This window comes from Pseudomonas sp. DW-iso17 (assembly GCF_058725345.1).
In genome coordinates this window covers 1-26,972 of sequence record NZ_JBZXEA010000029.1, presented here as the reverse complement: position 1 = coordinate 26,972, position 26,972 = coordinate 1, and the positions used below count along the sequence as shown (strand labels likewise).

Genomic DNA, 26,972 nt, shown 5'->3' with positions numbered 1-26,972 from the left:
GCCGCCGTCACCACCGCCCGTGCCACCACCGGTTCCACCGCCAGTGCCGCCGTCACCGCCGCCTGTGCCACCACCGGTCCCACCGCCTGTACCGCCATCACCGCCACCAGTACCTCCACCTGTGCCGCCTCCGGCGCCTGCACCCGCATCCGGCGATGACGCCGCCACGCTGGATTTATGCCCGCCACCACCGCTGCTGCAGCCGCCCAGGCTCATTGCCAGAACGAGGGCCAGCGCGGTACTTGCTTTCCAAAACACGACTTGAGTTTTCATGATTGAGTTCCTTGCACCTGGTACAACCTTGGTTGTTTCAAACCCTCGTTATTTCTTTGGATAACAATAGGTTTGTCCGTGTGGCTATCTCAGGCCAGGGCACTCTTTCACGCAATGCTCAACTTGGTATTAACGATTTATATACACCCGGGCTTAGTCGGCTTAGGAACTAATACCAAAGGTGTAATGGGAGGGTGTTTCGGATTGTTTAGATGATTAAAATCAAAGGCTTATAAAAAAGCGGCGGACCTCTCAAGGTCCGCTATAACTTAGGGTGTATATATACAATTAATCAGGGGGTTTTCAGGAAATCGGCTGCCACTTGCCCCGCATGTGTTGAATATCCCCAGCGCCTTTGAGTTCCAACCCTCCGCTGGAACCGGCCGCGCTACTTATTAATATCACTTCACTGGGCAGGCGCACCGGCTTCATGAACTCGACGTCAATTTCAATATTGGCGGCCGGCAAGTGTTCTGCCAGCGCCGCGAGGGTGCGGGCCTTGTTCCACAACCCGTGGGCGATGGCCTGGGGAAAACCGAACAGCTTGGCGGTAGGCGCACTAAGGTGGATGGGGTTGTAGTCGCCAGACACGCGTGCGTAGCGGCGGCCTATGTCAGTGGGCGCTTTCCAGCGCGTCAATTCGGTGAGCGTGCCTGGGGTTTGCAATCCGCTCTCCAGGGCTTCGCCTTCCAGCTTCACGCCCCGGCATAACATTTGGCTTTCGGCTTCCCACAAGAGCCCAAGGGCATCCTCTATAACGGTGACGATGTCAAAGGTGGCCCCCTTGGGATGGGGGCTGAGATTGCGTGCGTAGACACCGACATTCACGTCACCGACTCCACCCAAAGGCCGATGAATACGGATGCGATTGCGCAGGTGGATCAACCCCAGCAGTGGAAATGGAAAAGTCTTGTCCGTCAGCAATTGCAGTTGCAGGCCGAACGCGAGGATATGCGGATAAGTCGCGGGCAGCATCGGGCTGTCAGCAAAGCCGCATACCTTGCGATAAGCCGCAACCGCGCCGGGATTGACACTTATCCGGCAGCGCAACCCACGTTCGGGCAATGTGCTGCCGGTGATCTTGCGCTTGAGCGCCGCGCGCCAATACAGCGGCAGTAGAGACGGGGTGCTGTCCAACGTTTGCCATTGCATGCTTACGCTCCCAGAAGACTTTGCCCACACACTCGCAGCGTCTGGCCGCTGACCGCACCGGAGCCCGGCTGGCTCAGCCAGGCGACGGCTTCGGCCACATCCTGGGGCAAGCCACCTTGACCCAGGGAACTCATGCGGCGCCCGGCCTCACGCAGGGCGAAGGGGATATGCGCGGTCATCTGGGTTTCGATAAACCCAGGCGCAACGGCGTTGATGCTGATCCCACGTTCCTTCAACAGCGGCGCCCAGGCTTGAGCCAGGCCGATCAATCCGGCCTTGCTTGCGGCATAGTTGGTTTGCCCTCGATTGCCGGCGATGCCACTGATGGAGGCCAGCAACACCACCCGAGCGTTGTTTTGCAGGGTGCCGTTGTCGAGCAGGGCCTTGGTCAGCACTTGCGCAGCCTTGAGGTTGACCGCCAGCACTGCGTCCCAGTATTCCGGGGTCATGTTGGCCAGGGTTTTGTCGCGGGTGATGCCGGCGTTGTGCACCAGGATGTCGAGCCCGTCTGGCAGGTGCTCGATCAGTTGGCGTGCGGCATCTTCAGCGCAGATATCCAGCACCACCGTGCGCGCATTCAGGCGTGCGGCCAGGGCTTCAAGGTCGGCCTTGGCCTGGGGCACATCGAGCACAATGACCTCGGCGCCGTCGCGGGCCAGGGTTTCGGCGATGGAGGCACCGATGCCTCGAGCGGCGCCGGTAACCAATGCCTTGCGCCCGGCCAGCGGGCGCGTCCAATCTTGCACCGGGGTATCGCAGGCCGCCAGGCGAATCACCTGGCCGGAGATATAAGCGCTTTTGGGCGAGAGGAAAAACCGCAGCGCGCCTTCCAACTGGTCTTCGGCGCCGTCGCCCACGTACAGCAACTGCAGCACGCCACCGCTGCGCAGCTCCTTGGCCAGGGAGCGGCTGAAGCCTTCCAGGGCGTGCTGGGCGCTAGCGGCGAAGGGGTCGCTGAGGCTTTCCGGCGCTCGGCCAAGGATTACCAAGTGTGCACTGTGGTCGAGATTTTTCAGCAGCGGTTGGAAGAATTCGCGCAGTTGCTTGAGCTGCTCGGTGTGTTGCAAAGCACTGGCGTCGAACACCACCGCCTTGAGCTTGGGGCCGTGTCCTGGAATCCACGCGGGCGCTGTCGAGGCTTCGGCGCCGTAGCTGTAGACGGCGTCGGTGAGTCGGTTGGCAAATGCCAGCACCTGGGTTGCCAATGCGCCACCGCCCAGCAGCAGGGCGCCTTCGACCGGGCGCAGGCGTCCGGCTTGCCAGCGTTCCAGGCGTACCGGTGACGGCAGGCCAATGGCGGCGACCAGGCGATGGCCGAGGCTTGAGTTGGCGAAGTCGATATAACGGTCAGACATGGAACGCTCTCCGAAGGCTGGGGTTCAAAGGTTGACCACCCTGGGGTGGCAGTCGTTCGATTGAGCCTAGGCTAGGCTTGATGATTCCACCCACCACCACAAGGGAGCTTTCCATGACTCAATTGCGCCGTGTAGCGATCATTGGCGGTAACCGCATTCCTTTCGCCCGTTCCAATGGCCCCTATGCCACGGCGAGTAACCAGGCGATGCTGACTGCCGCGCTGGAGGGCCTGATCGAGCGCTACAACCTGCACGGCCTGCGCATGGGCGAGGTGGCCGCCGGCGCGGTGCTCAAGCATTCCCGTGATTTCAACCTGACGCGTGAATGCGTGCTCGGCTCGCGCCTGTCACCGCAAACCCCTGCGTACGACATCCAGCAAGCCTGCGGCACCGGGCTGGAGGCGGCGCTGCTGGTGGCCAATAAAATCGCCCTGGGCCAGATTGAATGCGGCATTGCCGGCGGGGTGGACACCACCTCGGATGCACCGATTGGTGTGAATGAAGGGCTGCGCAAGATCCTGCTGCAAGCCAACCGCAGCAAATCCCTGGGAGATAAATTAAAACTTCTGTTACAACTTCGCCCTCATCACCTCAAGCCGGAACTGCCGCGCAACGGCGAACCGCGCACCGGTTTGTCCATGGGTCAGCACTGCGAGCTGATGGCCCAGACCTGGCAGATCCCCCGCGCCGAGCAGGACCAGCTTGCGCTGGAGAGCCACCAGAAGATGGCGGCGGCCTACGCCGAGGGCTGGCACAACGATTTGCTCACGCCCTTTCTCGGCCTCACCCGCGACAACAACCTGCGCCCCGACCTGACCCTGGAAAAACTCGCCAGCCTCAAGCCGGCCTTCGAGCGCAGCGAAAAGGGCACGCTCACCGCCGGTAACTCCACGCCGCTGACCGATGGTGCCTCTCTGGTGCTGCTGGGCAGCGAGGCGTGGGCCAAGGAGCGCGGCCTGCCGATCCTGGCTTACCTGCGCGATGGCGAAGCAGCGGCGGTGGATTTCGTCCACGGCGCCGAGGGTCTGTTGATGGCGCCGGTGTATGCGGTGCCACGCTTGCTGGCGCGCAACGGCCTGACCTTGCAGGACTTTGATTACTACGAGATCCACGAGGCCTTCGCCGCCCAAGTGCTGTGCACGCTCAAGGCCTGGGAAGACGCCGACTATTGCAAGACCCGCCTGGGCCTGGACGCACCGCTGGGGTCGATCGACCGCAGCCGGCTCAACGTCAAGGGCAGTTCCCTGGCGGCGGGCCATCCGTTTGCCGCCACCGGTGGGCGGATCGTCGCCAACTTGGCTAAATTGTTGGATGCGGCGGGCAAGGGCCGTGGGCTGATTTCCATTTGTGCCGCCGGTGGCCAAGGCGTGACGGCGATTATCGAACGCTGATTGCCGACAAAATTGGCCCATTGAATGCATTCTCAAGGGGTCAGAGGTCAGTAGCCTCTCCCCCCGGCGAGCCGATTGCCGTATAACGAGTTCCACACGCGTGTTTGGTAATACAGGACCCACAATAAAAGCTGATGAAGACTCCTAAACGCATTGAACCCCTGATCGAAGACGGTCTGGTCGACGAAGTGCTGCGCCCTCTGATGAGTGGTAAAGAAGCAGCTGTTTATGTGGTGCGCTGCGGCAATGAATTGCGTTGCGCCAAGGTTTACAAGGAGGCGAATAAACGAAGTTTTCGTCAGGCATCCGAATACCAGGAAGGCCGTAAGGTCCGTAACAGCCGCCAGGCACGAGCCATGGCCAAGGGCTCCAAGTTCGGCAAGAAAGAAACCGAAGATGCCTGGCAGAACGCGGAAGTGGCGGCGCTGTTTCGCCTGGCCGGTGCGGGCGTTCGTGTGCCCCAGCCGTTCGACTTTCTCGAAGGCGTACTGTTGATGGAACTGGTGGCCGACGAATACGGCGATGCGGCGCCGCGTCTGAATGACGTCGTGCTGGAGCCGGACCAGGCGCGCGAATACCACGCCTTCCTGATCTCCCAGATCGTGCTGATGCTGTGCACCGGCCTGGTGCACGGTGACCTGTCCGAGTTCAACGTACTGCTCACGCCTACGGGCCCGGTAATCATCGACCTGCCCCAGGCGGTGGATGCGGCGGGCAACAACCACGCGTTCAGCATGCTGGAGCGCGATGTCGGCAACATGGCTTCCTACTTCGGGCGTTTTGCCCCGGAGTTGAAGAAAACCAAGTACGCCAAGGAAATGTGGGCGCTTTACGAAGCCGGCACCTTGCACCCGGCCAGTGTATTGACCGGTGAGTTCGACGAACCGGAAGAACTGGCGGATGTGGGCGGTGTGATCCGCGAAATCGAAGCCGCGCGGCTGGATGAAGAGCGTCGCCAGGCGATTCGCGCAGCGGATGACGCGCCACCGAGCAAAGTGCCGGACGAGCCACCGCCGCCGCCTTGGATGCAGTAACTCACAATGTGGGAGCTGGCTTGCCTGCGATGCAGGCACCTTGGTGTATCAGTGACACCGAGGTGATGCTATCGCAGGCAAGCCAGCTCCCACATTGATCGTTCCCACGCTCTGCGTGGGAATGCATCCCTGGACGCTCTGCGTCCCAAAGCGTGACGCGGAGCGTCGAAAGCGGCATTCCCACGCGGAGCGTGGGAGCGATCATTGCGTACGGTCTGTCAGGCGCAGCAATTGCCCGCGGCCAACTCCTTGAGGATCGGGCAATCGGGCCGGTGATCGCCTTGGCAGTGCTCCATCAGGTCCTGCAAGGTATCGCGTAGTTGCCCCAGCTCACGAATCTTGTGGTTCAGCTCGTCGATGTGCTGGCGCGCCAGGGCTTTTACGTCGGCGCTGGCCCGCTGCCGGTCCTCCCACAGGGTCAGCAACTTGCCGACTTCTTCCAGTGAAAACCCCAGGTCCCGCGAGCGCTTGATGAACGTCAGGGTGTGCAGGTCGTCGTGACCGTACACCCGGTAGCCGCTGTCGGTGCGGTGGGCGGTTTTCAGCAGGCCAATGGCTTCGTAGTAGCGAATCATCTTCGCGCTTAGCCCGCTGGTGCGGGCGGCTTGGCCGATGTTCATGGGCGTTGATCCTCCAAGTCCTTGGGTTTCCAGGTTTTCAACAGCAGGGCGTTACTCACCACGCTGACGCTGGACAAGGCCATGGCGGCGCCAGCCAGTACCGGGTTGAGCAGGCCGAAGGCGGCCAGGGGAATGCCGATCAAGTTATACACAAAGGCCCAGAACAGATTCTGTCGAATTTTCGCGTAGGTCTTGCGGCTGATCTCCAGGGCGGCCGGCACCAGGCGCGGGTCGCCACGCATCAAGGTGATACCGGCGGCGTGCATGGCCACGTCGGTGCCGCCGCCCATGGCGATGCCGATATCGGCAGCGGCCAGGGCTGGTGCATCGTTGATACCGTCGCCGACCATGGCCACCACGCCGGTTTTTTTCAGCTCGGCCACGGCAGCGGCTTTATCGGCGGGTAGTACTTCGGCATGCACATCGTCGATGCCCAAGGCCTCGGCCACCACCCGTGCACTGCCGTGGTTATCGCCGGTGATCAGGTGGCTGCTGATGTGCTGCGCCTTGAGTTGTTGCACGGCTTGCAACGCGCCGGGCTTGAGCGTGTCGCCAAAGGCAAACAGCCCCAGCACGCGCGGCTGCGCACCTTGCTCGATCAGCCAGGACAAGGTGCGGCCTTCGGCTTCCCATTCCTTGGCACGCGTGCCCAAGTCGCCTGCGTCCAGGCCGGTTTCTTCCAGCAAGCGGCGATTGCCCAGCGCCAGTGGCCGACCGTCGAGCGTACCGGCAATGCCGCGCCCGGTGAGGGATTGGCTGGCGCTCACATCGGCCACGTCCAAGCCTCTTTTGCGGCAAGCATCCAGCACGGCCTTGGCCAGTGGGTGCTCACTGCCGCGCTGCAAGGCGCCGGCCTGTTGCAACAATAGGGCTTCGTCACCATCCACGGCCGCCAAATGCGCAATGTTGGGCGCGCCTGAGGTGAGGGTGCCGGTTTTGTCGAACACCACGGCGCTCACGGCGTGGGCACGCTCCAGGGCTTCGGCGTCCTTGATCAAAATGCCATGGCGCGCGGCGACGCCGGTGCCGGCCATGATCGCGGTCGGCGTGGCCAGGCCCAAGGCACAAGGGCAGGCGATCACCAATACGGCGACCGCATTGATGATGGCGGTTTCCAGGGAGGCGCCGTACAGCCACCAGCCCACGACGGTAATCAGCGCCAATACCAGCACGGCCGGCACGAACACCTGGCTGACTTTATCCACCAGTTTCTGAATCGGTGCCTTGGCGGCCTGGGCGTCTTCGACCAGGCGGATGATGCGCGCCAGCACACTTTCTGCGCCCAGGGCCAGGGTGCGCACCAGCAAACGGCCTTCACCGTTGATGGCGCCACCGGTGACCGCGTCGCCGGGTTGTTTGGGCACCGGCAGGCTTTCGCCACTGATCAGCGCCTCATCGGCATGGCTCTGGCCTTCCACCACCTCACCGTCCACCGGGAAGCGTTCGCCGGGTTTGACCAGCACCAGGTCATCGTGCTTCAACGCACTGATGGCGACGTCTTCTTCGCGGCCGTCCTGCACGCGGATTGCCCGTTCCGGCCGCAAGGCTTCAAGGGCGCGGATGGCGCTGGCGGTCTGGCGCTTGGCGCGGCTTTCCAGGTATTTGCCCAGCAGTACCAAGGCGATTACCACCGCCGAGGCTTCGAAGTACAGGTGCGGCGTCACGCCTGGGGCGGCGGTGAGCCATTCATAGATACTCAGGCCGTAGCCGGCACTGGTGCCGATCGCCACCAGCAGGTCCATATTGCCGGCGCCGGCGCGCACGGCTTTCCAGGCGGCGACATAGAAGCGCGCACCCAGGATGAATTGCACTGGCGTGGCCAGGGCAAACTGTATCCAGGCGGGGAGCATCCAGTGCAGGCCGAAGGGTTCTACCAGCATCGGCAGCACCAAGGGCAACGCCAGCAGAATGCCCGCCACCAGCGACCAGCGCTCGCGGCGCAGACGCCGGGCCTGATCGGCGTCGGTGGCGGTTTCGCTTTGGGGCAGGGTGGCGGTGTAGCCGGCCTTGTCGACGGCGGCGATCAGCACGCTGGGGTCCATCTGGCCCTGTACTTCGATGTGCGCGCGTTCATTGGCCAGGTTGACGCTGACACGTTGCACGCCCGGCACCTTGCCCAGCGCGCGTTCGACCCGCCCGGCACAGCTGGCACAGGTCATGCCGCCGATGGGCAGGTCAAAGGTGGTGGATCCATTCATGGGGCAGTCCTCCAGAAGAAGTTGCCACTAGGATCAACCTTAACCTGTGGGGAAGGTCAAGCCCCTTCAGTATTCCAATGCCGCGGCTTTGAGGTACATGCCGTCCGGGCCCTGGGCAATGCGTAATTTGCGTACGTCACCGGCTTTCAAGGTGATGTTCTGCGCGGGTGGCGCGAGCATGCCTGGCAGACAGCCGGGGGCCTGGCTCGGCAACACTTTCAGGCGCAACGACACATCGCCAGGGGGAAGGTTGAAGGCGGTGGCCTGTTCCTGGAACAGACGCCCGGCCAGTTGGTCCTGGATATACAGGCCGATCTCGCAGTGGGTCGGCACTTCCAGGCGTTCGCGGGAAATAATCAGCACCGCATAATCTTCAGCAGCGAGGGCCTGGGGCGCAGCGGCAGGCAAGCTCATCAGGCCGGCAAGGGCAAAAAACGACCAGCGCATGGCGAATGCTCCGTGGTTCACAGCTAGGAAGGTTGAAGCTTGGCCGACGTCGCCGCCGAATACCAGCCCGGCAGAAATACTGAGAACTTGACCTTGCCATCATGGCAAGCTCGACACTGGGCTCAACCTCATCAAAGGAGTCATGTCATGCAAATATTCAGCGTTGAAGGAATGACCTGCGGCCACTGCGTTAAAGCGGTGACCCAGGCGGTACAGAGCAAGGATCCGGCGGCGAGTGTAAAGGTGGATTTGGCAGCGAAAGAAGTGGGTGTGGAAAGCCGCTTATCTGCAGATGACGTGATCGGCCTGATAACCGAAGAAGGCTACAGCGCCAAGCTGGCGTGATTTTTCTGATCGTTAGCCACCTAACGTAATGTTCATGGCACCCAAGCGCGGCTAGACTGTTGAGCTGCCGACTCACTTGGGTGTCTGATGAACCTTCGCATAATCCTGATTCTGGGCGCCTTGAGCGCCTTCGCGCCGTTGGCGATCGACTTTTACCTGCCGGGCTTTCCGGCAATGGCCACGGCCTTCGCCACTGATGAAAAACATATCCAGCTGACCCTGGCCGTGTATTTCGCGGGCCTGGCTATTGGCCAATTGATCTACGGGCCGCTGGCCGACCGCTTTGGCCGGCGCGTGCCGCTGCTCAGCGGCGTCACCCTGTTTACCCTCGCGTCTTTCGCCTGCGCGTATGCGCCGTCCCTGGAGTGGCTGATCGGTGCACGCTTCGTGCAGGCCCTTGGCGGGTGTGCGGGCATGGTGATTTCCCGGGCGGTAGTTAGTGACAAATGCGATGCCGTGGGCTCGGCCAAGGTGTATTCGCAACTGATGCTGGTGACCGGCCTGGCCCCGATCCTGGCGCCATTGGCCGGTGGCCTGATGGTCGGCGTGTGGGGCTGGCAGTCGATTTTCCTGGCGTTGTCGTTGTTCAGCGTGATGGCGGCCATCGCCGTGGCGGTCGGGTTGCCGGAAACCTTCCCGGCCGATCAGCCGCGTCAGCCGTTGTCGGGCTCGTTGCGCCGCTACGGCTCGCTACTGTCAGACCGGGTGTACCTGGGCTATGCCTTGACCGGCGGCATCTCGATTGCCGGGATGTTTGCCTACATCGCCGGCTCCCCCTTCGTATTTATCAAGCTCTATGGCGTGCCGGCCGAGCATTACGGCTGGTTGTTCGGCTCCAACGCCGCGGGCTTTATCCTGGTGGCGCAACTGAACGCAAGATTGCTCGCCAAGCGCGGCCCGGCGTTTTTGCTGTCGCGCACCGTGTGGGTGTACGTGGCGGCGGCGTTGACGCTGTTGGGAATTGCCGCGTTGCGCACCGAGGCGCTATGGCCGTTGCTGGTGCCGCTGTTTATCTGCATCGCCAGCCTGGGCTGCATTTTGCCGAATACCTCGGCCTGTGCCATGAGCGGGCAGGGGGCTCGGGCCGGCAGCGCGTCGGCGTTGCTCGGTTGCATTCAGTTTGGTGTGGCGGCAGGCGCGGCGTCGTTGGTCGGTGTGTTGCACAACGGCACGGCGATGCCGATGGCCATGGTCATCTGCCTCTGCGGGGTGCTGGCGGTGACCATTGCCATGGCGACCCAGCGCCTGCAACGGGCAAGGGCCGTACAGGCGCAGGTCTGACGTTCGGTTCAGCCAGCGGAACGTTGCTGGTTGAGGGGGAAGCGGTGGGGAGCCTGGATCCGGGCCTGCAGCGTGTCGGCGAAGGCCCGGGCCTCGGCTTCACTGCGAAAGGTGATGGCCTCGCCGTCGAGACGAACTTGCCATTGGCTGCCGGGGGATTTTGCTAACGCTTTTATCAGGATTTTCATTGCTGACTTCCTCACGTAAAAGAATCGTGGCAAAGGCGGCCAATATAAACCTGAACGGGCTCATAAATATGACAAGGATCAACTCTCGGACTAATGGTGTCGTCCATTACCTACGTGGATAACGGACGACACTGACAGCCGTTTTTTCAGAACCCTTCCAGCACGATCTTGCCCTTGGCCTTGCCGCTTTCCAGCAGGGCGTGGGCGCGGCGCAGGTTCGCCGCATTGATCACGCCGAAGTGCTCGCCCACCGTGGTTTTCAGGGTGCCGGCGTCGATCAGTTCGGCCACGCGGTTGAGCAGGTTGTGCTGTTCGATCATGTCTGAGGTCTCGAACATCGAACGGGTGTACATGAACTCCCAGTGCAGCGACAGGCTCTTGCGCTTGAGCTTGCTCACATCCAGGGCCTTGGGATCGTCGATCAACGCCAGCTTGCCTTGGGGTTGCAGCGCTTCGACCAGTTGGTCCAAGTGATGCTCGGTCTGGGTCAGGCTGGCAACGTGGGTGACTTGCCCGTGCCCGGCCTGTTTCAACACTTCGCTCAGCGGCTGGCTGTGGTCGATCACTATGTGCGCTCCAAGAGCCTTGGCCCATGCCTGGGTTTCGGGGCGAGAGGCAGTGCCGATGACCTTCAGCGCCGTGAGCTGGTTGGCCAGTTGAGTCAGGATCGACCCCACGCCACCGGCAGCGCCGACGATCAGCAGGCTCTGGCCTTGATCGTCTTTGCCTTCAGCGACCTGCAAGCGTTCGAACAACAGCTCCCACGCAGTGATAGCGGTCAGCGGCAATGCGGCCGCTTCGGCAAACCCCAGGCTTCGGGGCATATGGCCGACGATGCGTTCATCCACGGTGTGCAGTTCGCTGTTGCCGCCTGGGCGTACCAGGGAACCGGCGTAGTACACCTTGTCGCCGACTTTGAATAACGTCACGTCACTGCCGACCGCCTTGACCACACCCGCCACGTCCCAACCCAGCACCTTGGCGGCGCCATTTTCCGGGGCGACGTTCTGGCGCACCTTGGTGTCCACCGGGTTGACCGAGATGGCTTTGACTTCCACCAACAGGTCACGGGGGCCGGCAACGGGGGCTGGTAATTCGATGTCTTGCAGGGATTCTGGATCGTTGATCGGCAGTGAGGCGTAGTAGGCAATGGCTTTCATGATGACTCCAAGTGAATACGGTCAAGGTAGGAGCGAGCTTGCTCGCGAAGATCGTTAACGATGACGCGGTGTTTCTGGTTTCGCGCGCCGTCCTTGGGGTTTTCGCGAACAAGCTCGCTCCTAAAAAAAGGCGGGATCAGGCGAGAAATTTCAGGCGTTTGAGTTCGAAGTGTTCGATCACATCGGCGGCCTTGGCGCGAAAGCTCTGGATATGCGCGCTCTGGTCGTGGTCGGCCAGCGCAGCGTCGTCGCTCCAGCGCTCGAGCATGTAGAAGGTCTCGGGGTGTTGCAGGTCCTGGTGCAGGTCGTACTGCTCGCAACCGGCTTCCAGGCGGGTCGGTTCCAGCAGGCCGCGCAGCAGGGTTTCCAGGGTGGCGTGCTGGCCGGGTTTGGCGATCAGCGTGGCGATGACATTAAAAGCGGTGGACATAGTCGACTCCTGGCACGGGCTAACGGGATGGGCAGATGATTGGCTATTTCCCACGCCGATAAAAGCGGCTAAAACAGCAGGCTGTTTCAACCAAATATTGATAATGAGCGGGAATGCATGCTGCGTTTTGATGATTTGCAGTTGTTTGTGCGGGCAGCGGACTTAGGCAGCCTGTCGGCCGCGGCGCGGGTCATGGACCTGTCACCGGCGGTGGCCAGTGCTGCACTCAAGCGTATCGAACAGCAACTGGGCACGCGCTTGCTGGCGCGCTCTACCCGCAGCCTTCGGCTGACGGCCGAAGGTGAGGGCTTTCTGGAGTACGCACGGGCGTCACTGAGTGCGCTGGATGAAGGGCGGCGCCTATTGGCCAGTGGCCAGGATCACGTCAGTGGTGTGCTGCAATTGTCGGCACCCTCGGATTTTGGCCGCAACCAACTGTTGCCGTGGCTGGATGCGTTCCAGCAGGAGCATCCGCAACTCAACGTGCGCCTGTTGCTCGGTGATCGCATTGCTGACTTGTTCCGTCAGCCCGTGGACATTGCCCTGCGTTACGGCGAACCCGAAGACTCCAGCCTGATTGCGCTGCCCATTGCTGCGGACAATATTCGCGTACTCTGCGCCGCCCCCAGTTACCTCGCCCGGCATGGCGAGCCGCGGCACCTGGAACAATTGGCCCAGCACAATTGCCTGCTGTACATGCTCGGCAGCCGCGTCCACGACCACTGGGGTTTTTACGATGGCAAGCGCCACGTAAGCCTGACGGTCAGCGGCGATCGCTTCAGCGATGACGCTGATGTGGTGCGCCGCTGGGCGGTGGCGGGCATGGGCATCGCCTACAAGTCTTGGCTGGATGTGAGCACCGATGTGCTGGCCGGGCGCTTGCGTTTGATCCTGCCGGAACTGCAGGGCGAGCGCACCCCGCTCAACCTGCTGTGCGCCCACCGTGCGCAATTGAGTAAACCCATCAATCTGCTGCGGGACATGCTCGTGTCCCGCTGTGCGACATTGACGGCGCAGCGACCGGGACGCATGGTTTCCCGTCAATAGCCTGCGCCACGCTCGGAAGTTTCACTCGTCTCCTGTCCTGATCTGCACTGTCAGACGCCGCGGAACCTACTGCCCGCGCACCTATACTTGGGCGTCAACCGCAGCAGAAAAAATGGTTTAACAGGGAGTGAATACATGGGAGCAGCACCTTGCATCAGCCAGATCGCCAGCTTGCTCGCCGAGCCTAAACGCACGGCCATGCTCTGGGCCTTGATGGACGGTTCGGCGAAATCTTCAGACGAGCTGGCAGCGCTGGCCGGTTTGTCGCCGGCGTCAGCCAATGCACACTTGGCGCGGCTGACCGGCAGCGGCCTGTTGCGGATCGAGGCACGGCGAGGCCAGCGCCTGTTTAGGCTAGCGGCCGCTGATGTCAGCACCGCCATTGATGCATTGGCCAGCACCACCATGGCCAGCGCGGCCCGCAGCACCCCGGATGTTTTGCCACCGGCGCTGCGAGCGCCGCCGTTGCTGCGCCGCGCCCGCTGGTGCCACGGCCACCTCGGCGGTGAACTGGCGGCGCAGCTGTATCAACGGATGCTTGAGGCCGGATGGATCGAGCGCCATGAGCAGCGTACCGAGGTGACGCCCAGGGGCGTGCAAGCGTTGGCGGAACTGGGCATTTTTACCCAGGCATTGGCATCGCCGCTGGCCTGCGACTGTTTCGACTGGAGCCAGCAACAACCCCATCTGGGCGGTGCGTTGGGGGCGGGCTTGATGCAGCTGTTTTTGCAGGCGAACTGGATCAGTGTGATCAACGAGTCACGGGCCCTGTCGGTCAATGACGGGGGGCTTGAGCACATAGCTCGCGTTGCCAAGCTGTAGGAGCGAGCGTGCTCGTGAAAAACTTGAGGGCGCCGCGTTTTATCCAGATGCCCGGCGTTATCGTTAACGTTCTTCGCGAGCAAGCTCGCTCCTACAGGTGCTGGCGTCGCTCTCAGCTGTCGTCAGGTCGCATTCAGCAATAGCCAGCGTAAACGATGCCGCACACTCGCCAAGGGGATTTTTTCATACGAGGGGTGCGGCATGGGTAGGCAGGGTTATAGCGCGGCGGAACGCCTGGAACGGTTGCCCATCAGCGGTTACCACCGAGTCATTTTCATCATCATCGCCCTGGCGTTTTTCTTCGACTCCATGGACCTGGCGATGATGACCTTCCTGCTGGGCTCGATCAAAGCCGAGTTTGGCCTGAGCACGGCCCAGGCCGGGTTGCTGGCCAGTTCGAGTTTTTTCGGCATGGTGGTGGGCGCTTCGCTGTCCGGGATGCTTGCTGATCGCTTCGGGCGCAAGCCGGTGTTCCAGTGGAGCATCGTACTCTGGGGCCTGGCGAGCTACCTGTGTTCCATGGCGCAGACGGTGGAGACGCTGACGTTGTTCCGGATCCTGCTGGGCATTGGCATGGGCATGGAGTTTCCCATTGCCCAGTCGATGCTGTCGGAGCTGATCCCCGCCAAGCGACGCGGCCGTTACATCGCCTTGATGGATGGCTTCTGGCCGTTGGGTTTTGTGGCCGCGGGCGTGTTGTCTTACTTCTTGTTGCCGGTGATTGGCTGGCGCGACATCTTTCTGGTGTTGGCGATACCGGCGGTGTTTGTGCTGGCCATCCGTTTCTTTATTCCGGAGTCGCCGCGTTGGCTGGAACAGGCTGGGCGCCATGAGGCGGCGGACAAGGTCTTGCTTGGCATCGAGCAGAAGGTGCGCGATTCCCTGGGCCGCGCCGACTTGCCGGAGCCGATTGCCCTGCCACGGATCGAGAGTGCGCCGGGGACGTTTTTCTCCGCGTTCCAGCAGCTGTGGTCCGCGCAGTACCGCCAACGCACGATGATGATCTGGAGTGTGTGGTTCTTCGCCCTGCTTGGGTTCTACGGGCTGACGTCGTGGTTGAGTGCGTTGTTACAGCAATCGGGTTTTGCTGTGACTCAGTCGGTGTATTACACGGTGATCATTTCCCTGGGCGGAATCCCAGGCTTTTTGATGGCCGCGTGGTTGGTCGAGCGCTGGGGGCGCAAGCCCGTGTGCGTGGTGACCTTGCTGGGCGGCGGGGTGATGGCGTTTCTGTATGGGCAGAGCGCAGTGTTTGGCGGCAACGTAAGCCTGCTGATCACCTCGGGGTTGTTGATGCAGTTCTTCCTGTTTGGCATGTGGGCGGTGCTGTACACCTACACGCCGGAGTTGTATCCCACCTCGGCACGTGCGACCGGCTCGGGGTTTGCGTCGGCGATTGGGCGGGTTGGCTCGTTGCTGGGGCCGTTGGTAACCGGACTGGTATTCCCGATAACCGGGCAGGGCGGGGTATTTGCCTTGGGTGCGCTGTGCTTTGCGGTGGCGGCGCTGGTGGTGTGGTTGTTCGGGATGGAGACCAAGGGCAAGACCCTGGAAGAACTCACCCAGGCTTAAAGCTGATGGGGCCATGTGGGAGCCGGGCTTGCCCGCGATAGCGGTAGGTCAGGCAATAAGAGGCTGGCTGATACACCGCTATCGCAGGCAAGCCAGCTCCCACAGGTTGAGTCCAGGTCTATTCAGTTATGGCTTCACGAGCCGCGCATCCAGGCTGTTCTGCGCCAGGCGTTTGGCCTGGTCCTGAGTCATGCCCAGGCTGGTGTGCAGCGCATGGAAGTTCTCAGTGACGTAACCGCCGAAGTACGCCGGGTCATCCGAGTTCACGGTGACCTTTACGCCACGTTCGAGCATGTCGAGGATGTTGTGCTGGGCCATGTCGTCGAACACGCAGAGCTTGGTGTTGGACAGCGGGCACACGGTCAACGGGATCTGCTCGTCGATGATGCGCTGCATCAAGCGCTCGTCTTCGATGGCGCGCACGCCATGGTCGATGCGTTGGATTTTCAGCAGGTCGATGGCTTCCCAGATGTACTCGGGCGGGCCTTCTTCACCGGCGTGGGCCACGGTCAGGAAGCCTTCGTGACGGGCACGGTCGAACACGCGCTGGAACTTGCTCGGTGGGTGGCCCATTTCCGAGCTGTCCAGGCCCACGGCCACGAACGCGTCACGGAATGGCAGCGCCTGGTCGAGGGTTTTCTGCGCTTCGTCTTCGCTCAGGTGGCGCAGGAAGCTGAGGATCAAACCGCTGGTGATGCCCAGTTGCTGCTCGCCGTCTTTGAGTGCGGCGGCGATGCCGTTGAGCACCACTTCGAACGGCACGCCACGGTCGGTGTGGGTTTGCGGGTCGAAGAACGGTTCAGTGTGAATCACGTTCTGGGCCTTGCAGCGCAGCAGGTAGGCCCAGGTCAGGTCGTAGAAATCCTGGGACGTGCGCAGCACATCGGCGCCCTTGTAATACAGGTCGAGAAACTCTTGCAGGTTGTTGAAGGCGTAGGCCTTGCGCAGGGTTTCGACGTCGTTCCATGGCAGCGCAATCTTGTTGCGCTCGGCCAGGGCGAACAGCAGCTCAGGCTCCAGCGAGCCTTCCAGGTGCAGGTGCAATTCAGCCTTGGGCAGGGCGTTGAGCCAATCGTACATTTTTAAATTCTCATCAGGTGCAATGGCGGCATTCTACAGGCCATGGCTGAAATAATCGGCAAAACCTGACCAGCAGGAGAGTATTTCTGTCACTCACGCAAGGGCGGCCTGAACTAAGGTGTAACGAAACGTTAGTGGCTCGGCGCAGTCTGTACCCCATCAATGACTGATTCGCTGTATGAAAAGGCCCGGAATGCTCACATCCCTCAAGCAAGAAAAATTCATGCTGCTGGCGCTGATTGCCGCCATCGCCGCCTACCCGCTGGAACACTGGATGCTCCACAGCGGCCAACTGGTCGCGCTGCTGGCCGGCTTCGCGCTGATCGCGTTTATCGTGATGGCATCGATGCGCGTGGCTCATCACGCCGAGCAGTTGGCGGAAAAAGTCGGTGACCCCTACGGCACCATGATCCTGACCCTCGCCGCGGTATTGGTGGAGGTGGTGATCCTGGCGATCATGATGAGCAACGAGCCATCGCCGACGCTGGTGCGCGACACCATTTACTCAGCGGTGATGCTCGATATCAACGGCATCCTCGGCCTGGCCGCGCTGATGGGCGGCATCAAGCATGGCGAACAGTCCTACAACGATGACTCGGCGCGCACCTACAGTGTGATGATTCTTACTGCCATGGGTGTGTCGATGGTGGTGCCGGAATTTATCCCCGAAGCGGACTGGAAAATTTACTCGGCCTTCACCATTGGCGCGATGGTGGTGCTTTACACCTTGTTCCTGCGCATGCAGGTGGGGCCGCACAGTTATTTCTTCAGCTACAGCTATCCGGAAAAACGCCGTAAGAAACAGCCGGAAGACGAGCACGCGCCGTCTGTCAGCCTGACGTTTTCCATTGCGACCCTGGTGTTTGGGGTGATCGTGATTGGGGCGCTGGCCGAGGTGATGTCAAAGACCCTCGACCTGGGCCTGGAAGGGACCGGCGCACCGCCGGTGATTACCGCGATTGTGGTGGCGGCTATCTCGGCCGCGCCGGAGATCCTCACGGCACTGCGCGCCGCGTTGGCCAACCGCATGCAATCGGTGGTCAACATCGCGCTGGGGGCTTCGTTGTCTACGGTGATCCTGACGGTGCCGGTGATGGAAGCCATGGCGCTCTACACCGGGCAGCCGTTCCAGATGGCGATGACGCCGGTGCAAACGGTGATGGTGTTTATCACCCTGATCGTCAGCGCGATCAACCTCAACGATGGTGAAACCAATGCGATAGAAGGGATGACGCATTTTGTATTGTTTGCGACCTTTATCATGCTGTCGCTGTTGGGGCTATAACCCGATTTGAACGGCGCCGCAGACCCAATGTGGGAGCGGGCTTGCTCGCGAATGCGGTGGTTCAGTCACAGATGTACTGACTGACATAGCGCATTCGCGAGCAAGCCCGCTCCACATTTGGATTGGTACCTGGCTTAGGTGCCTGCGATCAACTGGCGCGCTGCCTGGCTGTGATCCGCGATCAAGCCTTTCAGATCCAGCCCTTCGACTTGGCCGTCGATCACCCGCCATTGACCTGCGATCATCACCCGGTCTGCCCGGTCCGCACCGCACAACAGCAGCGCGGAAATGGGGTCATGGCTGCCGGAGAAGCGCAGCTCATCGAGCTTGAACAGTGCCAGGTCCGCCTGTTTGCCTACTGCCAACTCGCCAATATCCGTGCGCCCCAGCAACTGCGCCGAGCCCTTGGTGGCCCAGCCCAATACACCTTCGGGGGTGATCTTTTCCGCGCCGTAGCGCAGGCGCTGGATGTACAGGGCCTGGCGTGCTTCAAGGATCATGTTCGAGGCGTCGTTGGAGGCGGAGCCGTCCACGCCCAGGCCGATGGGGGCGCCGGCGGCGAGCAGGTCCAGGGTCGGGCAAATGCCGGAGGCCAGGCGCATATTCGAGCTTGGGCAATGGCAGATGCCGGTGCCGGCTGCGCCCAGGCGCTCGATTTCGTCCGGGTTGAAGTGAATGCCGTGGGCCAGCCAGGTGCGCGGGCCAAGCCAGCCGACGCTGTCGAGGTAATCCACGGTACGCAGCCCGAAGCGTTGCAGGCAGAAATCTTCCTCATCAAGGGTTTCCGCCAAATGGGTGTGCAGGCGCACGTCCAACTGGTTGGCCAGCTCGGCGCTGGCTTGCATGATTTCGGGGGTGACGGAAAACGGCGAGCACGGCGCCAGGGCGATCTGGATCTGCGCACCGTCACCGCGCTGGTGATATTCGCGGATCAGGCGCTGGCTGTCTTCGAGAATCACTTGGCCTTGCTGCACCGTTTGCTGCGGCGGCAGGCCGCCATCGGCTTCGCCCAGGCTCATGGAACCGCGGGTGAGCATGGCGCGCATTCCCAGTTCACGCACGCTGTCTACCTGCACATCAATGGCGTTTTCCAAACCATCGGGGAACAGGTAGTGGTGGTCGGCCGCCGTGGTGCAGCCCGAGAGCAGCAGTTCTGCCAAGGCGACTTTGCTGGCCAGGGCGAGTTTTTCCGGGGTGAGCCGCGCCCATACCGGGTACAGGGTTTTCAGCCAGGGAAACAGCGGCTGGTTGACCACCGGGCCCCAGGCACGGGTCAGGGTTTGATAGAAGTGGTGGTGGGTGTTGATCAGCCCAGGCAGCACCACATGCTCGCGGGCATCGAACACCTGCGCGCAGGGTTGTGCAGGCGCTTGCCCTTGGGCCAGCACTTCGGTGATGACACCGTCTTGCAGCACCAGGCCGCCACGGGCATCGAGGCCATTGGCAGTGAAAATCGCGAGGGGGTTTTTTAACCAGATACGGGTCGCAGGCATTGGCCGGCTCCTCTGAATGATGGGTTCAGGTTTGCCAGCTCAGTGTTGCCCTGTCTGCTGATCCAGGGTCGCCGGGGAGGGCGAGGTGGGCAGTTTACGCGTGGATCGTTATCGACGGCAATTGGTCGATAACGACCCTTTGCCACTTACCAGGCGATGGTGTCGCCTTTGTAGTCGACGAAGTGATGGCCGCCTTTGCCGGTGTAGGCATTTACCTGGTCCACCAGGCCGCGCACGCTGGTCTCGACGTCGATGTGGGCGTTTTCGCCGCCCATGTCGGTCTTCACCCAGCCTGGATGCAGCGACAGCACCGTCGGCTTGGGCTCGCCCAGTTGCGTGATAAAGCTATTGGTCATCGAATTGAGTGCGGCCTTGCTGGCTTTGTACAGCGCCAGGTCCGAGCCGTCGGGAATGGTCACGCTGCCCAGTACTGAACTCATGAAGGCCAGCACGCCGGTGTCTTTGCGGATCTGCCCGACAAAACGCTGGGCCAGGTTGATCGGCGCCACGGCGTTGGTGAAGAACAACTGGCCGACTTCCGCCAGGGTCGCGTGGCCGGGCTCCTGATTGGCCGGGCCTTTGACGCCGGCGTTGACGAACAGCAGGTCAAAGGTGCGATCTTTCAGGCGTTGGGCCAGGGCGATCACGGCTTGCTGATCGTCCATGTCCAACTTCTCGATCTGCACCGGCCCCACGGCTTTCAACGCATCGGCCTTGTTCGGATCGCGCACGGTGGCGGTCACGTCCCAGCCGTCCTGGAGCAGTTGCTTGACCAGGCCAAGGCCCAGCCCGCGCGAGGCGCCGATGATCAGTGCGGTTTTTGGCGTAGACATGAAAGGCTTCCTTTGAAATCGCGGTTCAGGGAGTTCAGCGCATAACAGTAGCAGTTTCAGCGTTCGAGCAGGATGCGCCCACGGCTCAGGTCGGCGAGCTGGGTTTGCAGGGTGTCGATGTGCGCCTCCCCCAGGGCGAGCTGCAGTTCTACGCCGTTGGCGGTAAAGGTTTCTTCCACCACAAGTCCGCCGAGTTCAGCGACACGCAGCTTCACCAGGTTCAGTTCGGAGAAGCCACAGGCGCAACGCAGGGGGACGCGGCTGATCAGCTCGATGCGCTCGGCATTTTGCAGGCATTTATTGGCCCCGCCGCCATAGGCGCGGGCCAATCCACCCGTGCCCAGTTGAATGCCGCCGTACCAGCGGATCACCAAGACGGCCACCTGATCAAAGCCCTGGGCCTCGATGGCTGCAAGAATCGGGCGCCCGGCGGTGCCTCCGGGTTCGCCGTCATCGCTGCTGCGGTATTGATCGCCCAGCTTCCAGGCCCAGCAGTTGTGCGTGGCGTTGAGGTCGCTGTGTTGCTCGAAAAACGCCTGGGCGTCCTGCGGGCTGGTAATCGGCGCCGCCAAGGTGATAAAGCGACTTTTGCGTATTTCTTCACGAAACTCGCAAAAGCCGGTGAGCGTAAAAGACATAAATCGCTTCGTTTATAGGGCTGGCTTGATGCCGCAGCCTTTGAGAATGATATGGATCAGGTTGGTGCCAGCATCTTCCATGTCCTGCTTGGTCAGCTTGGTGCGACCGGTAACACGGCAGATCTGGGTGGCGAAGTCAGCGTAGTGCTGGGTGCTGCCCCACAGCAGGAAGATCAGGTGCACAGGGTCGACGGGGTCCATTTTGCCGGCGTCGATCCACGCCTGGAACACTGCGGCACGGCCACTGAACCAGGCCCGATAGTCCTGGCCGAAATATTCAGTGAGGCATTCGCCACCGCTGATGATCTCCATGGCGAAGATCCGCGAAGCCTGGGGTTGGCGGCGCGAGAATTCCATCTTGGTGCGGATGTAGCGAGCGAGCGCCACGGCCGGGTCGTCCTCGGCGGTCAGCGCGTTGAAGGTGCTGTCCCACAGTTCGAGGATATTGCTCAGCACCGCGACGTACAGGCCCAGCTTGTTGGTGAAGTAGTAGTGCAAATTGGCCTTGGGCAGCCCGGCACTGGCAGCGATGGTGTTCATGCTGGTGCCTTTGTAGCCATGACGCGCGAATTCATCTTCAGCAGCCTGGAGAATCGCTTGTTCGTTCTTTTGCCGAATGCGGCTGGCGGGTTTACCGGCGTGGTTGCTGTGGGCAGGAACTTCGAGGCTCATGGAGGTTTCCGTGCTGATCGATAGAGACGACGTGTGCACAGATAACCCACCCTCAAGCCTCAGACAAGTCCTGATGCAATAAAACCGTCAAAGCGGCTCCAGGCTGTCGCGTTCCGGGCTGTGGTTTGCGGCGGCGGTACTTGCCTTGGCCTCCGGCAGTAACAGGCACAGCAGGATGGCGGTGATACCGCCGCTGGTGATGGCGGAGTCGAACAGGTTCTGCACCAGTGTCGGCATCAGGTGCAGCAGGTTAGGTTGCGCGGCGATACCCAGGCCAACGCCGAATGAGGTGGCGATGATCAGCATGCTGCGTCGGTCCAGCGGTGCCTGGGCAAGGATGCGCACGCCGGCCGCCGCCACGCTGCCGAACATCACCAGCGTGGCGCCGCCCAGCACCGGCTTGGGGATTTGCTGCAGCACGGCGCCGATCAATGGAAACAGGCCCAGACAGAACAGCAACACGCCGATGTACAAACCGACGTAACGGCTGGCCACGCCGGTGAGCTGGATCACGCCATTGTTCTGCGCAAACGTGGTGTTGGGGAAGGCGCTGAAGGTGGCGGCGATCATGCAGCTCACCCCATCGCCGAGCACGCCGCCCTTGAGCCGGCTTATATAAGAAGGGCCGCTGATGGGCTGGCGGGCAATCATGCAATTGGCGGTGAGATCGCCGACGGTTTCGATGCTGCTGATCAGATAAATCAGCGCAATCGGCAGGAAGGCGCTCCAGTCGAAGTTGAAACCAAAGCGGAATGGTGTAGGCAGGCTGACCAATGGCAGGTCAGGCAACGCCTGGGGAGTCAGTTTGCCGCTGAACCACGCCGCGAGGCTGCCCAGGGCCAGGCCGATGATGATGGCCGACAAGCGTACCCAGGGCGTGTTCGAGCGGTTGAGCAGGATGATCGTCAATACAACGAACAGGCCCAGCGCCAAGTTGGCGGGAGCGCCGAAGTCCGGTGCATTGAAACCACCGCCGAGGTCGGTGATGCCCACTTTGATCAGGCTGATGCCGATCAGCGTAATTACAATGCCGGTCACCAGCGGTGTGATCACGCGGCGCAACTGGCCGATAAAGCGGCTCAATACAATCTGTACCGCCGCGCCAAAGAAGCACACGCCGAAAATCATCGCCAGAATGTCTTCCGGGCTGCCGCCGCGTTGTTTCACCAGAAAGCCTGCAGACAACACCGCGCCGAGAAACGCAAAGCTGGTGCCTTGCAGGCAGATCATGCCGGCACCGATACCAAACGGCCTGCGTGCCTGGATGAAGGTGCCTACGCCGGAAACCATCAACGCCATGCTGATCAGGTAGGGCAAGTGGGCGGTGAGGCCGAGGGTGGAGCCAATAATCAGAGGCGGCGTGATGATGCCGACGAACGCCGCCAATACATGTTGCAGGGCCGCGAGGAAAGCGGGCAGTGGTTTCGGCCGGTCGTTGAGGCCGTAGATCAGGTCGCTGGGGCTGGAGGATTCTGGGGGCATGGCGGGTCAACTCAAGGCGGACGGTTCAAGGTCCTTGAGCTCTTGCAAAAAGCTGTCCATGTGCTCAGCTTTTTGTGCAAGGCCCGAGTTAGCGGGTGGCGGCCAAGCTTTCGAGGAAGCTTTCCAGCACCAAATGAGGGCGACGGCCCTTGCGCGTGACCGATGCCAGGCTCAAATCGTAAAAACGTGTCGCCGGTTTCAGCGCACGTAGTCGGCCTTGTTGCACCCATAGGCTGGCGTAGTGATCGGGCAAATAGCCGATATAACGCCCGGTGAGAATCAGGAACGCCATGCCTTCACGGTCTGACGCACTGGCGGTGCAGTTGAGCGCCTGGTAATGGGCCTGGATTTCCGCGGGTAAGCGGAAGGTGGGGGCGATGGCATCCTGGCTGTCGATGCGTTCGTCGTCGAGTTGCTTGTTGTCGGCGTAAAACAGCGGGTGGCCGACCGCGCAATAGAGCAAGGAGCGTTCGCTGTACAGCGGCTGGTATTCCAGGCCCGACAGTGCGCTGGCCTGGGGCACCACACCGACGTGCAGGCGACCGTCGAGTACGCCTTGCTCCACTTCATTGGGGGCGATCATGCGAATCTGGATCTGCACGTCCGGGCCGCGTTCCTTCAACTGCGCCAATGCGTGGGTGATGCGCATATGGGGCAGGGTCACCAGATTGTCGGTGAGGCCAATGATCAACTCTCCGCGCAAATGTTGGTGCAGGCCGTTGACCTCGGTGCGAAAACTTTCCAGGGCACTCAGCAGTTGCAGGGCAGACTGATAGACCTCGCGGCCTTCTTCTGTCAGAGAGAACCCGGCGCGGCCGCGTTGGCAGAGCCTCAGCCCGAGCCGTTGTTCAAGGTCGCTCATCTGCTGGCTGATGGCCGAGCGCCCGATGCCAAGGACGGTTTCCGCTGCCGAGAAGCCGCCGCACTCCACCACGCTGCGAAAGATGCGCAGCAAGCGAATATCGAAGTCACTGACTTGGGCCAAAGGGTCGGGACGACGGCTGCTCATAGTTTAGTGAAGGCCTGACTGAAGGTTAGAAGAGTTGGATTTCACCGACTTTATCCCCGTGGCAATTTAGCTGCAACAACGCTTTTTCAATCCCGACGCTGCCTTTTGCCCTGCGAGGTTTTGCTGATGAACATGCCCGAAAACGCCCCATCGTCACTGGCCAGCCAATTGAAGCTGGATGCGCACTGGATGCCTTACACCGCCAACCGCAACTTCCAGCGCGATCCACGCCTGATCGTGGCCGCCGAGGGTAGCTGGTTGACCGATGACAAGGGGCGCAAGGTCTATGATTCGTTGTCGGGCCTGTGGACCTGTGGCGCCGGGCATACGCGCAAGGAAATCCAGGAAGCGGTCGCCAAGCAATTGGGCACCTTGGACTACTCCCCAGGCTTCCAATACGGTCATCCGTTGTCCTTCCAGTTGGCGGAAAAGATCACCGACCTGACCCCAGGCAACCTGAATCATGTGTTCTTCACCGATTCGGGCTCTGAATGTGCCGATACGGCAGTGAAGATGGTGCGGGCCTACTGGCGCCTCAAAGGTCAGGCCACCAAGACCAAGATGATTGGTCGAGCCCGTGGTTACCACGGTGTGAACATTGCTGGTACCAGCCTGGGCGGTGTGAACGGTAACCGTAAGCTGTTTGGCCAGGCGATGATGGACGTCGACCATCTGCCTCACACCTTGCTGGCCAGCAACGCCTTCTCCCGGGGCATGCCGGAGCAGGGTGGTATTGCCTTGGCCGATGAGTTGCTCAAGCTGATCGAGCTGCATGATGCGTCGAACATCGCAGCCGTGTTTGTCGAGCCGATGGCCGGTTCCGCTGGCGTATTGGTGCCACCGCAGGGTTATCTCAAGCGCCTGCGCGAAATTTGCGACCAGCACAATATCCTGTTGGTGTTCGACGAAGTGATCACAGGCTTTGGCCGCACCGGCTCGATGTTCGGTGCCGACAGCTTTGGCGTGACACCGGACCTGATGTGCATCGCCAAGCAAGTCACCAACGGCGCGATCCCGATGGGCGCGGTGATTGCCAGTAGCGAGATCTACCAGACCTTCATGAATCAGGCGACGCCGGAATACGCCGTGGAATTCCCCCACGGCTACACCTACTCGGCGCACCCGGTGGCCTGCGCGGCGGGCTTGGCGGCATTGGACCTGTTGCAGAAAGAAAACCTGGTGCAGAGCGTAGCCGAAGTCGCACCGCACTTTGAGAATGCGCTGCACGGTTTGAAGGGCAGCAAGAACGTGATCGACATTCGCAACTACGGCCTGGCCGGTGCGATTCAGATTGCCCCGCGTGATGGAGATGCCATCGTGCGTCCATTCGAGGCCGGCATGGCATTGTGGAAGGCCGGTTTCTATGTGCGTTTTGGCGGCGACACCCTGCAGTTCGGGCCAACCTTCAACAGCAAGCCGCAGGACCTGGACCGTCTGTTTGACGCGGTCGGCGAAGTGCTGAACAAGATCGACTGATTTCTCCTTCTATATAGAACAATTTTTCAGGAGCCCTGCATGAGCCTTATCCAGCATTTGATCAACGGTGAGCTGGTCAACGACAGCGGTCGTAGTGCCGACGTCTATAACCCGTCTACCGGCCAGGTGATTCACCAGGTGCCGTTGGCCAGCCGTGAAACCATTCAACAGGCGATTGACTCAGCCAAGGCGGCGTTTCCGGCCTGGCGCAATACGCCGCCGGCCAAGCGTGCCCAGGTGATGTTCCGTTTCAAGCAACTGCTGGAGCAGAACGAAGCACGGATCTCGCAGTTGATCAGCGAAGAACATGGCAAAACCCTGGAAGACGCCGCGGGTGAACTCAAGCGTGGGATCGAGAACGTGGAGTACGCGTGCTCGGCGCCGGAGATTCTCAAGGGTGAATACAGCCGCAACGTAGGGCCGAACATTGATGCGTGGTCGGACTTCCAGCCATTGGGCGTGGTAGCGGGTATTACCCCGTTCAACTTCCCGGCGATGGTGCCGTTGTGGATGTACCCGCTGGCGATTGTCTGCGGTAACTGTTTCATCCTTAAACCTTCAGAGCGCGACCCGAGTTCGACGCTGTTGATCGCGCAGCTGTTGCAGGAAGCCGGGCTGCCCAAAGGCGTGCTCAGCGTGGTGCATGGCGACAAGGGCGCGGTGGACGCATTGATCGAAGCGCCTGAAGTCAAAGCCTTGAGCTTTGTAGGCTCGACGCCGATTGCCGAGTACATCTATTCCGAAGCGACCAAACGTGGCAAGCGTGTGCAGGCGCTGGGCGGGGCGAAAAACCACGCGGTGCTGATGCCGGATGCAGACCTGGATAACGCTGTGAGTGCCCTGATGGGCGCGGCGTATGGTTCCTGCGGTGAGCGTTGCATGGCGATCTCGGTGGCTGTGTGCGTGGGCGATCAGGTGGCGGATGCATTGATTGCCAAGCTGGTGCCACAGGTCAAGGCGTTGAAGATTGGTGCGGGCACTTCTTGCGGGCTGGATATGGGCCCGTTGGTGACGGGGCAGGCGCGAGATAAAGTCAGTGGCTATATAGAAGACGGTGTGTCGGCGGGGGCTGAGCTGGTCGTTGATGGCCGTGGCTTGAGTGTTGCCGGGCATGAGCAAGGTTTTTTCCTCGGTGGCAGCTTGTTTGACCGCGTCACCCCTGAGATGCGTATCTATAAAGAAGAGATCTTTGGCCCGGTGTTGTGCGTAGTGCGGGTGGATAGCCTGGAAGCGGCGATGCAACTCATCAACGATCATGAATACGGCAACGGTACTTGTATCTTCACCCGTGATGGTGAAGCGGCGCGTCTGTTCTGTGATGAGATTGAAGTCGGCATGGTGGGTGTTAACGTGCCGCTGCCGGTGCCGGTTGCGTATCACAGCTTTGGTGGCTGGAAGCGTTCGCTGTTTGGCGACTTGCATGCCTATGGGCCGGACGGGGTGCGTTTCTATACTCGTCGCAAGGCGATCACCCAGCGTTGGCCGCAACGGGCCAGCCATGAAGCGTCGCAATTCGCCTTTCCCAGCCTGTAAGGCTCGGTAGGTAAAAGGCCGGCCCCTTGGGGCCGGCCTTTACGTTGTTGGAGCTTTTTTGACTTATATGACAGAAATGTGAAAAAGAAGGTTGACGGCAAATTCTGGAAGCCTATAATTCGCCCCACTTCCGGCGCAGTCGAAACGGAAAACTCC

At 61.2% G+C, this 26,972-nt stretch carries 25 protein-coding genes and 1 pseudogene; 10 read left to right on the top strand and 16 right to left on the bottom strand.

Translation table 11 applies throughout. The features are described 5' to 3' along the window. The 3 genes and pseudogenes from AC4PS6_RS18145 to AC4PS6_RS18135 all read right to left on the bottom strand — a co-directional run. Positions 1-273 (bottom strand): annotated as a pseudogene (locus AC4PS6_RS18145) (collagen-like triple helix repeat-containing protein); the annotation flags it as partial. A 303-nt stretch (positions 274-576) separates the two neighbouring features. After that, the gene (locus AC4PS6_RS18140) at positions 577-1,425 is read right to left on the bottom strand and encodes a MaoC family dehydratase (protein WP_336827464.1); all 849 of its coding nucleotides are present in this window, start codon (positions 1,423-1,425) and stop codon (positions 577-579) included. 2 nt (positions 1,426-1,427) lie between these two features. Then, entirely contained in the window at positions 1,428-2,780 is a 1,353-nt protein-coding gene (locus AC4PS6_RS18135) for a 3-oxoacyl-ACP reductase (RefSeq protein WP_073454527.1), read from the bottom strand. A 113-nt stretch (positions 2,781-2,893) separates the two neighbouring features. On the opposite strand from AC4PS6_RS18135, the gene AC4PS6_RS18130 reads away from it, so the two are divergent. Together AC4PS6_RS18130 and AC4PS6_RS18125 are read left to right on the top strand one after the other, a co-directional pair. Further along, positions 2,894-4,171 carry an acetyl-CoA C-acetyltransferase gene (locus tag AC4PS6_RS18130; RefSeq protein WP_032902907.1) on the top strand — a complete coding sequence of 426 codons (1,278 nt, stop codon included), beginning with the start codon at positions 2,894-2,896 and terminating at the stop codon, positions 4,169-4,171. A 134-nt stretch (positions 4,172-4,305) separates the two neighbouring features. Continuing rightward, the gene (locus AC4PS6_RS18125) at positions 4,306-5,205 is read left to right on the top strand and encodes a PA4780 family RIO1-like protein kinase (protein WP_014716761.1); all 900 of its coding nucleotides are present in this window, start codon (positions 4,306-4,308) and stop codon (positions 5,203-5,205) included. A 218-nt stretch (positions 5,206-5,423) separates the two neighbouring features. Here AC4PS6_RS18125 and cueR read toward each other — a convergent pair whose 3' ends face one another. From cueR to AC4PS6_RS18110, 3 genes are all read right to left on the bottom strand, one after another. Next, positions 5,424-5,825 carry a Cu(I)-responsive transcriptional regulator gene (gene cueR, locus AC4PS6_RS18120; RefSeq protein ID WP_014716762.1) on the bottom strand — a complete coding sequence of 134 codons (402 nt, stop codon included), beginning with the start codon at positions 5,823-5,825 and terminating at the stop codon, positions 5,424-5,426. Then, positions 5,822-8,023, bottom strand: a complete 2,202-nt coding sequence (locus AC4PS6_RS18115) for a heavy metal translocating P-type ATPase (RefSeq protein ID WP_492180893.1) — start codon at positions 8,021-8,023, stop codon at positions 5,822-5,824. Before AC4PS6_RS18115 ends, cueR begins: the two co-directional genes overlap by 4 nt. A gap of 66 nt (positions 8,024-8,089) precedes the next feature. Then, positions 8,090-8,470, bottom strand: a complete 381-nt coding sequence (locus AC4PS6_RS18110) for a hypothetical protein (RefSeq protein WP_020301945.1) — start codon at positions 8,468-8,470, stop codon at positions 8,090-8,092. 147 nt (positions 8,471-8,617) lie between these two features. Here AC4PS6_RS18110 and AC4PS6_RS18105 point away from each other — a divergent pair, with 147 nt between their 5' ends. Together AC4PS6_RS18105 and AC4PS6_RS18100 are read left to right on the top strand one after the other, a co-directional pair. Further along, the gene (locus AC4PS6_RS18105; protein WP_014716765.1) at positions 8,618-8,815 is read left to right on the top strand and encodes a heavy-metal-associated domain-containing protein; all 198 of its coding nucleotides are present in this window, start codon (positions 8,618-8,620) and stop codon (positions 8,813-8,815) included. 87 nt (positions 8,816-8,902) lie between these two features. Then, positions 8,903-10,096, top strand: coding sequence for a multidrug effflux MFS transporter (locus AC4PS6_RS18100; protein ID WP_014716766.1), 1,194 nt, complete (start codon positions 8,903-8,905; stop codon positions 10,094-10,096). Positions 10,097-10,104: 8 nt separating this feature from the next. Here AC4PS6_RS18100 and AC4PS6_RS18095 read toward each other — a convergent pair whose 3' ends face one another. From AC4PS6_RS18095 to AC4PS6_RS18085, 3 genes are all read right to left on the bottom strand, one after another. Further along, positions 10,105-10,284: a hypothetical protein gene (locus tag AC4PS6_RS18095; RefSeq protein ID WP_014716767.1), complete on the bottom strand. Its 180-nt coding sequence runs from the start codon at positions 10,282-10,284 to the stop codon at positions 10,105-10,107. A gap of 146 nt (positions 10,285-10,430) precedes the next feature. Next, a complete protein-coding gene (locus AC4PS6_RS18090) occupies positions 10,431-11,444 on the bottom strand; it encodes a zinc-binding alcohol dehydrogenase family protein (protein WP_014716768.1) in 1,014 nt (337 codons plus the stop codon). Between the two features lie 136 nt (positions 11,445-11,580). Continuing rightward, positions 11,581-11,874 carry a putative quinol monooxygenase gene (locus AC4PS6_RS18085; RefSeq protein WP_003188253.1) on the bottom strand — a complete coding sequence of 98 codons (294 nt, stop codon included), beginning with the start codon at positions 11,872-11,874 and terminating at the stop codon, positions 11,581-11,583. Positions 11,875-11,991: 117 nt separating this feature from the next. On the opposite strand from AC4PS6_RS18085, the gene vimR reads away from it, so the two are divergent. From vimR to AC4PS6_RS18070, 3 genes are all read left to right on the top strand, one after another. Continuing rightward, a complete protein-coding gene (gene vimR, locus AC4PS6_RS18080) occupies positions 11,992-12,921 on the top strand; it encodes a transcription regulator VimR (RefSeq protein ID WP_032902910.1) in 930 nt (309 codons plus the stop codon). A 135-nt stretch (positions 12,922-13,056) separates the two neighbouring features. Then, the gene (locus tag AC4PS6_RS18075) at positions 13,057-13,743 is read left to right on the top strand and encodes an ArsR/SmtB family transcription factor (protein WP_020301942.1); all 687 of its coding nucleotides are present in this window, start codon (positions 13,057-13,059) and stop codon (positions 13,741-13,743) included. Positions 13,744-13,944: 201 nt separating this feature from the next. After that, the gene (locus AC4PS6_RS18070; RefSeq protein WP_020301941.1) at positions 13,945-15,315 is read left to right on the top strand and encodes an MFS transporter; all 1,371 of its coding nucleotides are present in this window, start codon (positions 13,945-13,947) and stop codon (positions 15,313-15,315) included. Between the two features lie 126 nt (positions 15,316-15,441). Here AC4PS6_RS18070 and AC4PS6_RS18065 read toward each other — a convergent pair whose 3' ends face one another. Further along, a complete protein-coding gene (locus tag AC4PS6_RS18065; protein ID WP_014716772.1) occupies positions 15,442-16,395 on the bottom strand; it encodes an adenosine deaminase in 954 nt (317 codons plus the stop codon). 193 nt (positions 16,396-16,588) lie between these two features. On the opposite strand from AC4PS6_RS18065, the gene AC4PS6_RS18060 reads away from it, so the two are divergent. Next, a complete protein-coding gene (locus tag AC4PS6_RS18060) occupies positions 16,589-17,680 on the top strand; it encodes a calcium:cation antiporter (RefSeq protein WP_003188263.1) in 1,092 nt (363 codons plus the stop codon). A gap of 134 nt (positions 17,681-17,814) precedes the next feature. On the opposite strand, the gene AC4PS6_RS18055 is transcribed toward AC4PS6_RS18060, so the two are convergent. The 6 genes from AC4PS6_RS18055 to AC4PS6_RS18030 all read right to left on the bottom strand — a co-directional run bounded on the left by AC4PS6_RS18055 (position 17,815) and on the right by AC4PS6_RS18030 (position 23,807). After that, a complete protein-coding gene (locus tag AC4PS6_RS18055; protein WP_020301940.1) occupies positions 17,815-19,173 on the bottom strand; it encodes an 8-oxoguanine deaminase in 1,359 nt (452 codons plus the stop codon). Between the two features lie 146 nt (positions 19,174-19,319). Next, positions 19,320-20,006, bottom strand: coding sequence for an SDR family oxidoreductase (locus AC4PS6_RS18050; RefSeq protein WP_003188266.1), 687 nt, complete (start codon positions 20,004-20,006; stop codon positions 19,320-19,322). 56 nt (positions 20,007-20,062) lie between these two features. Continuing rightward, entirely contained in the window at positions 20,063-20,644 is a 582-nt protein-coding gene (locus AC4PS6_RS18045) for an IMPACT family protein (protein ID WP_014716775.1), read from the bottom strand. Between the two features lie 12 nt (positions 20,645-20,656). Beyond that, positions 20,657-21,316, bottom strand: coding sequence for a TetR/AcrR family transcriptional regulator (locus AC4PS6_RS18040; protein WP_014716776.1), 660 nt, complete (start codon positions 21,314-21,316; stop codon positions 20,657-20,659). An 87-nt stretch (positions 21,317-21,403) separates the two neighbouring features. Continuing rightward, positions 21,404-22,798 carry a uracil-xanthine permease family protein gene (locus AC4PS6_RS18035; protein WP_236466457.1) on the bottom strand — a complete coding sequence of 465 codons (1,395 nt, stop codon included), beginning with the start codon at positions 22,796-22,798 and terminating at the stop codon, positions 21,404-21,406. Positions 22,799-22,886: 88 nt separating this feature from the next. After that, positions 22,887-23,807 carry a LysR family transcriptional regulator gene (locus AC4PS6_RS18030; RefSeq protein ID WP_003188270.1) on the bottom strand — a complete coding sequence of 307 codons (921 nt, stop codon included), beginning with the start codon at positions 23,805-23,807 and terminating at the stop codon, positions 22,887-22,889. 126 nt (positions 23,808-23,933) lie between these two features. Here AC4PS6_RS18030 and aptA point away from each other — a divergent pair, with 126 nt between their 5' ends. Both aptA and AC4PS6_RS18020 read left to right on the top strand, forming a co-directional pair. Continuing rightward, entirely contained in the window at positions 23,934-25,283 is a 1,350-nt protein-coding gene (aptA, locus tag AC4PS6_RS18025; protein WP_003188272.1) for an omega-aminotransferase AptA, read from the top strand. Between the two features lie 39 nt (positions 25,284-25,322). Further along, on the top strand, positions 25,323-26,816 hold the full coding sequence (locus AC4PS6_RS18020) for a CoA-acylating methylmalonate-semialdehyde dehydrogenase (protein ID WP_014716778.1): 1,494 nt from the start codon (positions 25,323-25,325) through the stop codon (positions 26,814-26,816). The last annotated feature ends 156 nt before the right edge of the window (positions 26,817-26,972 follow it).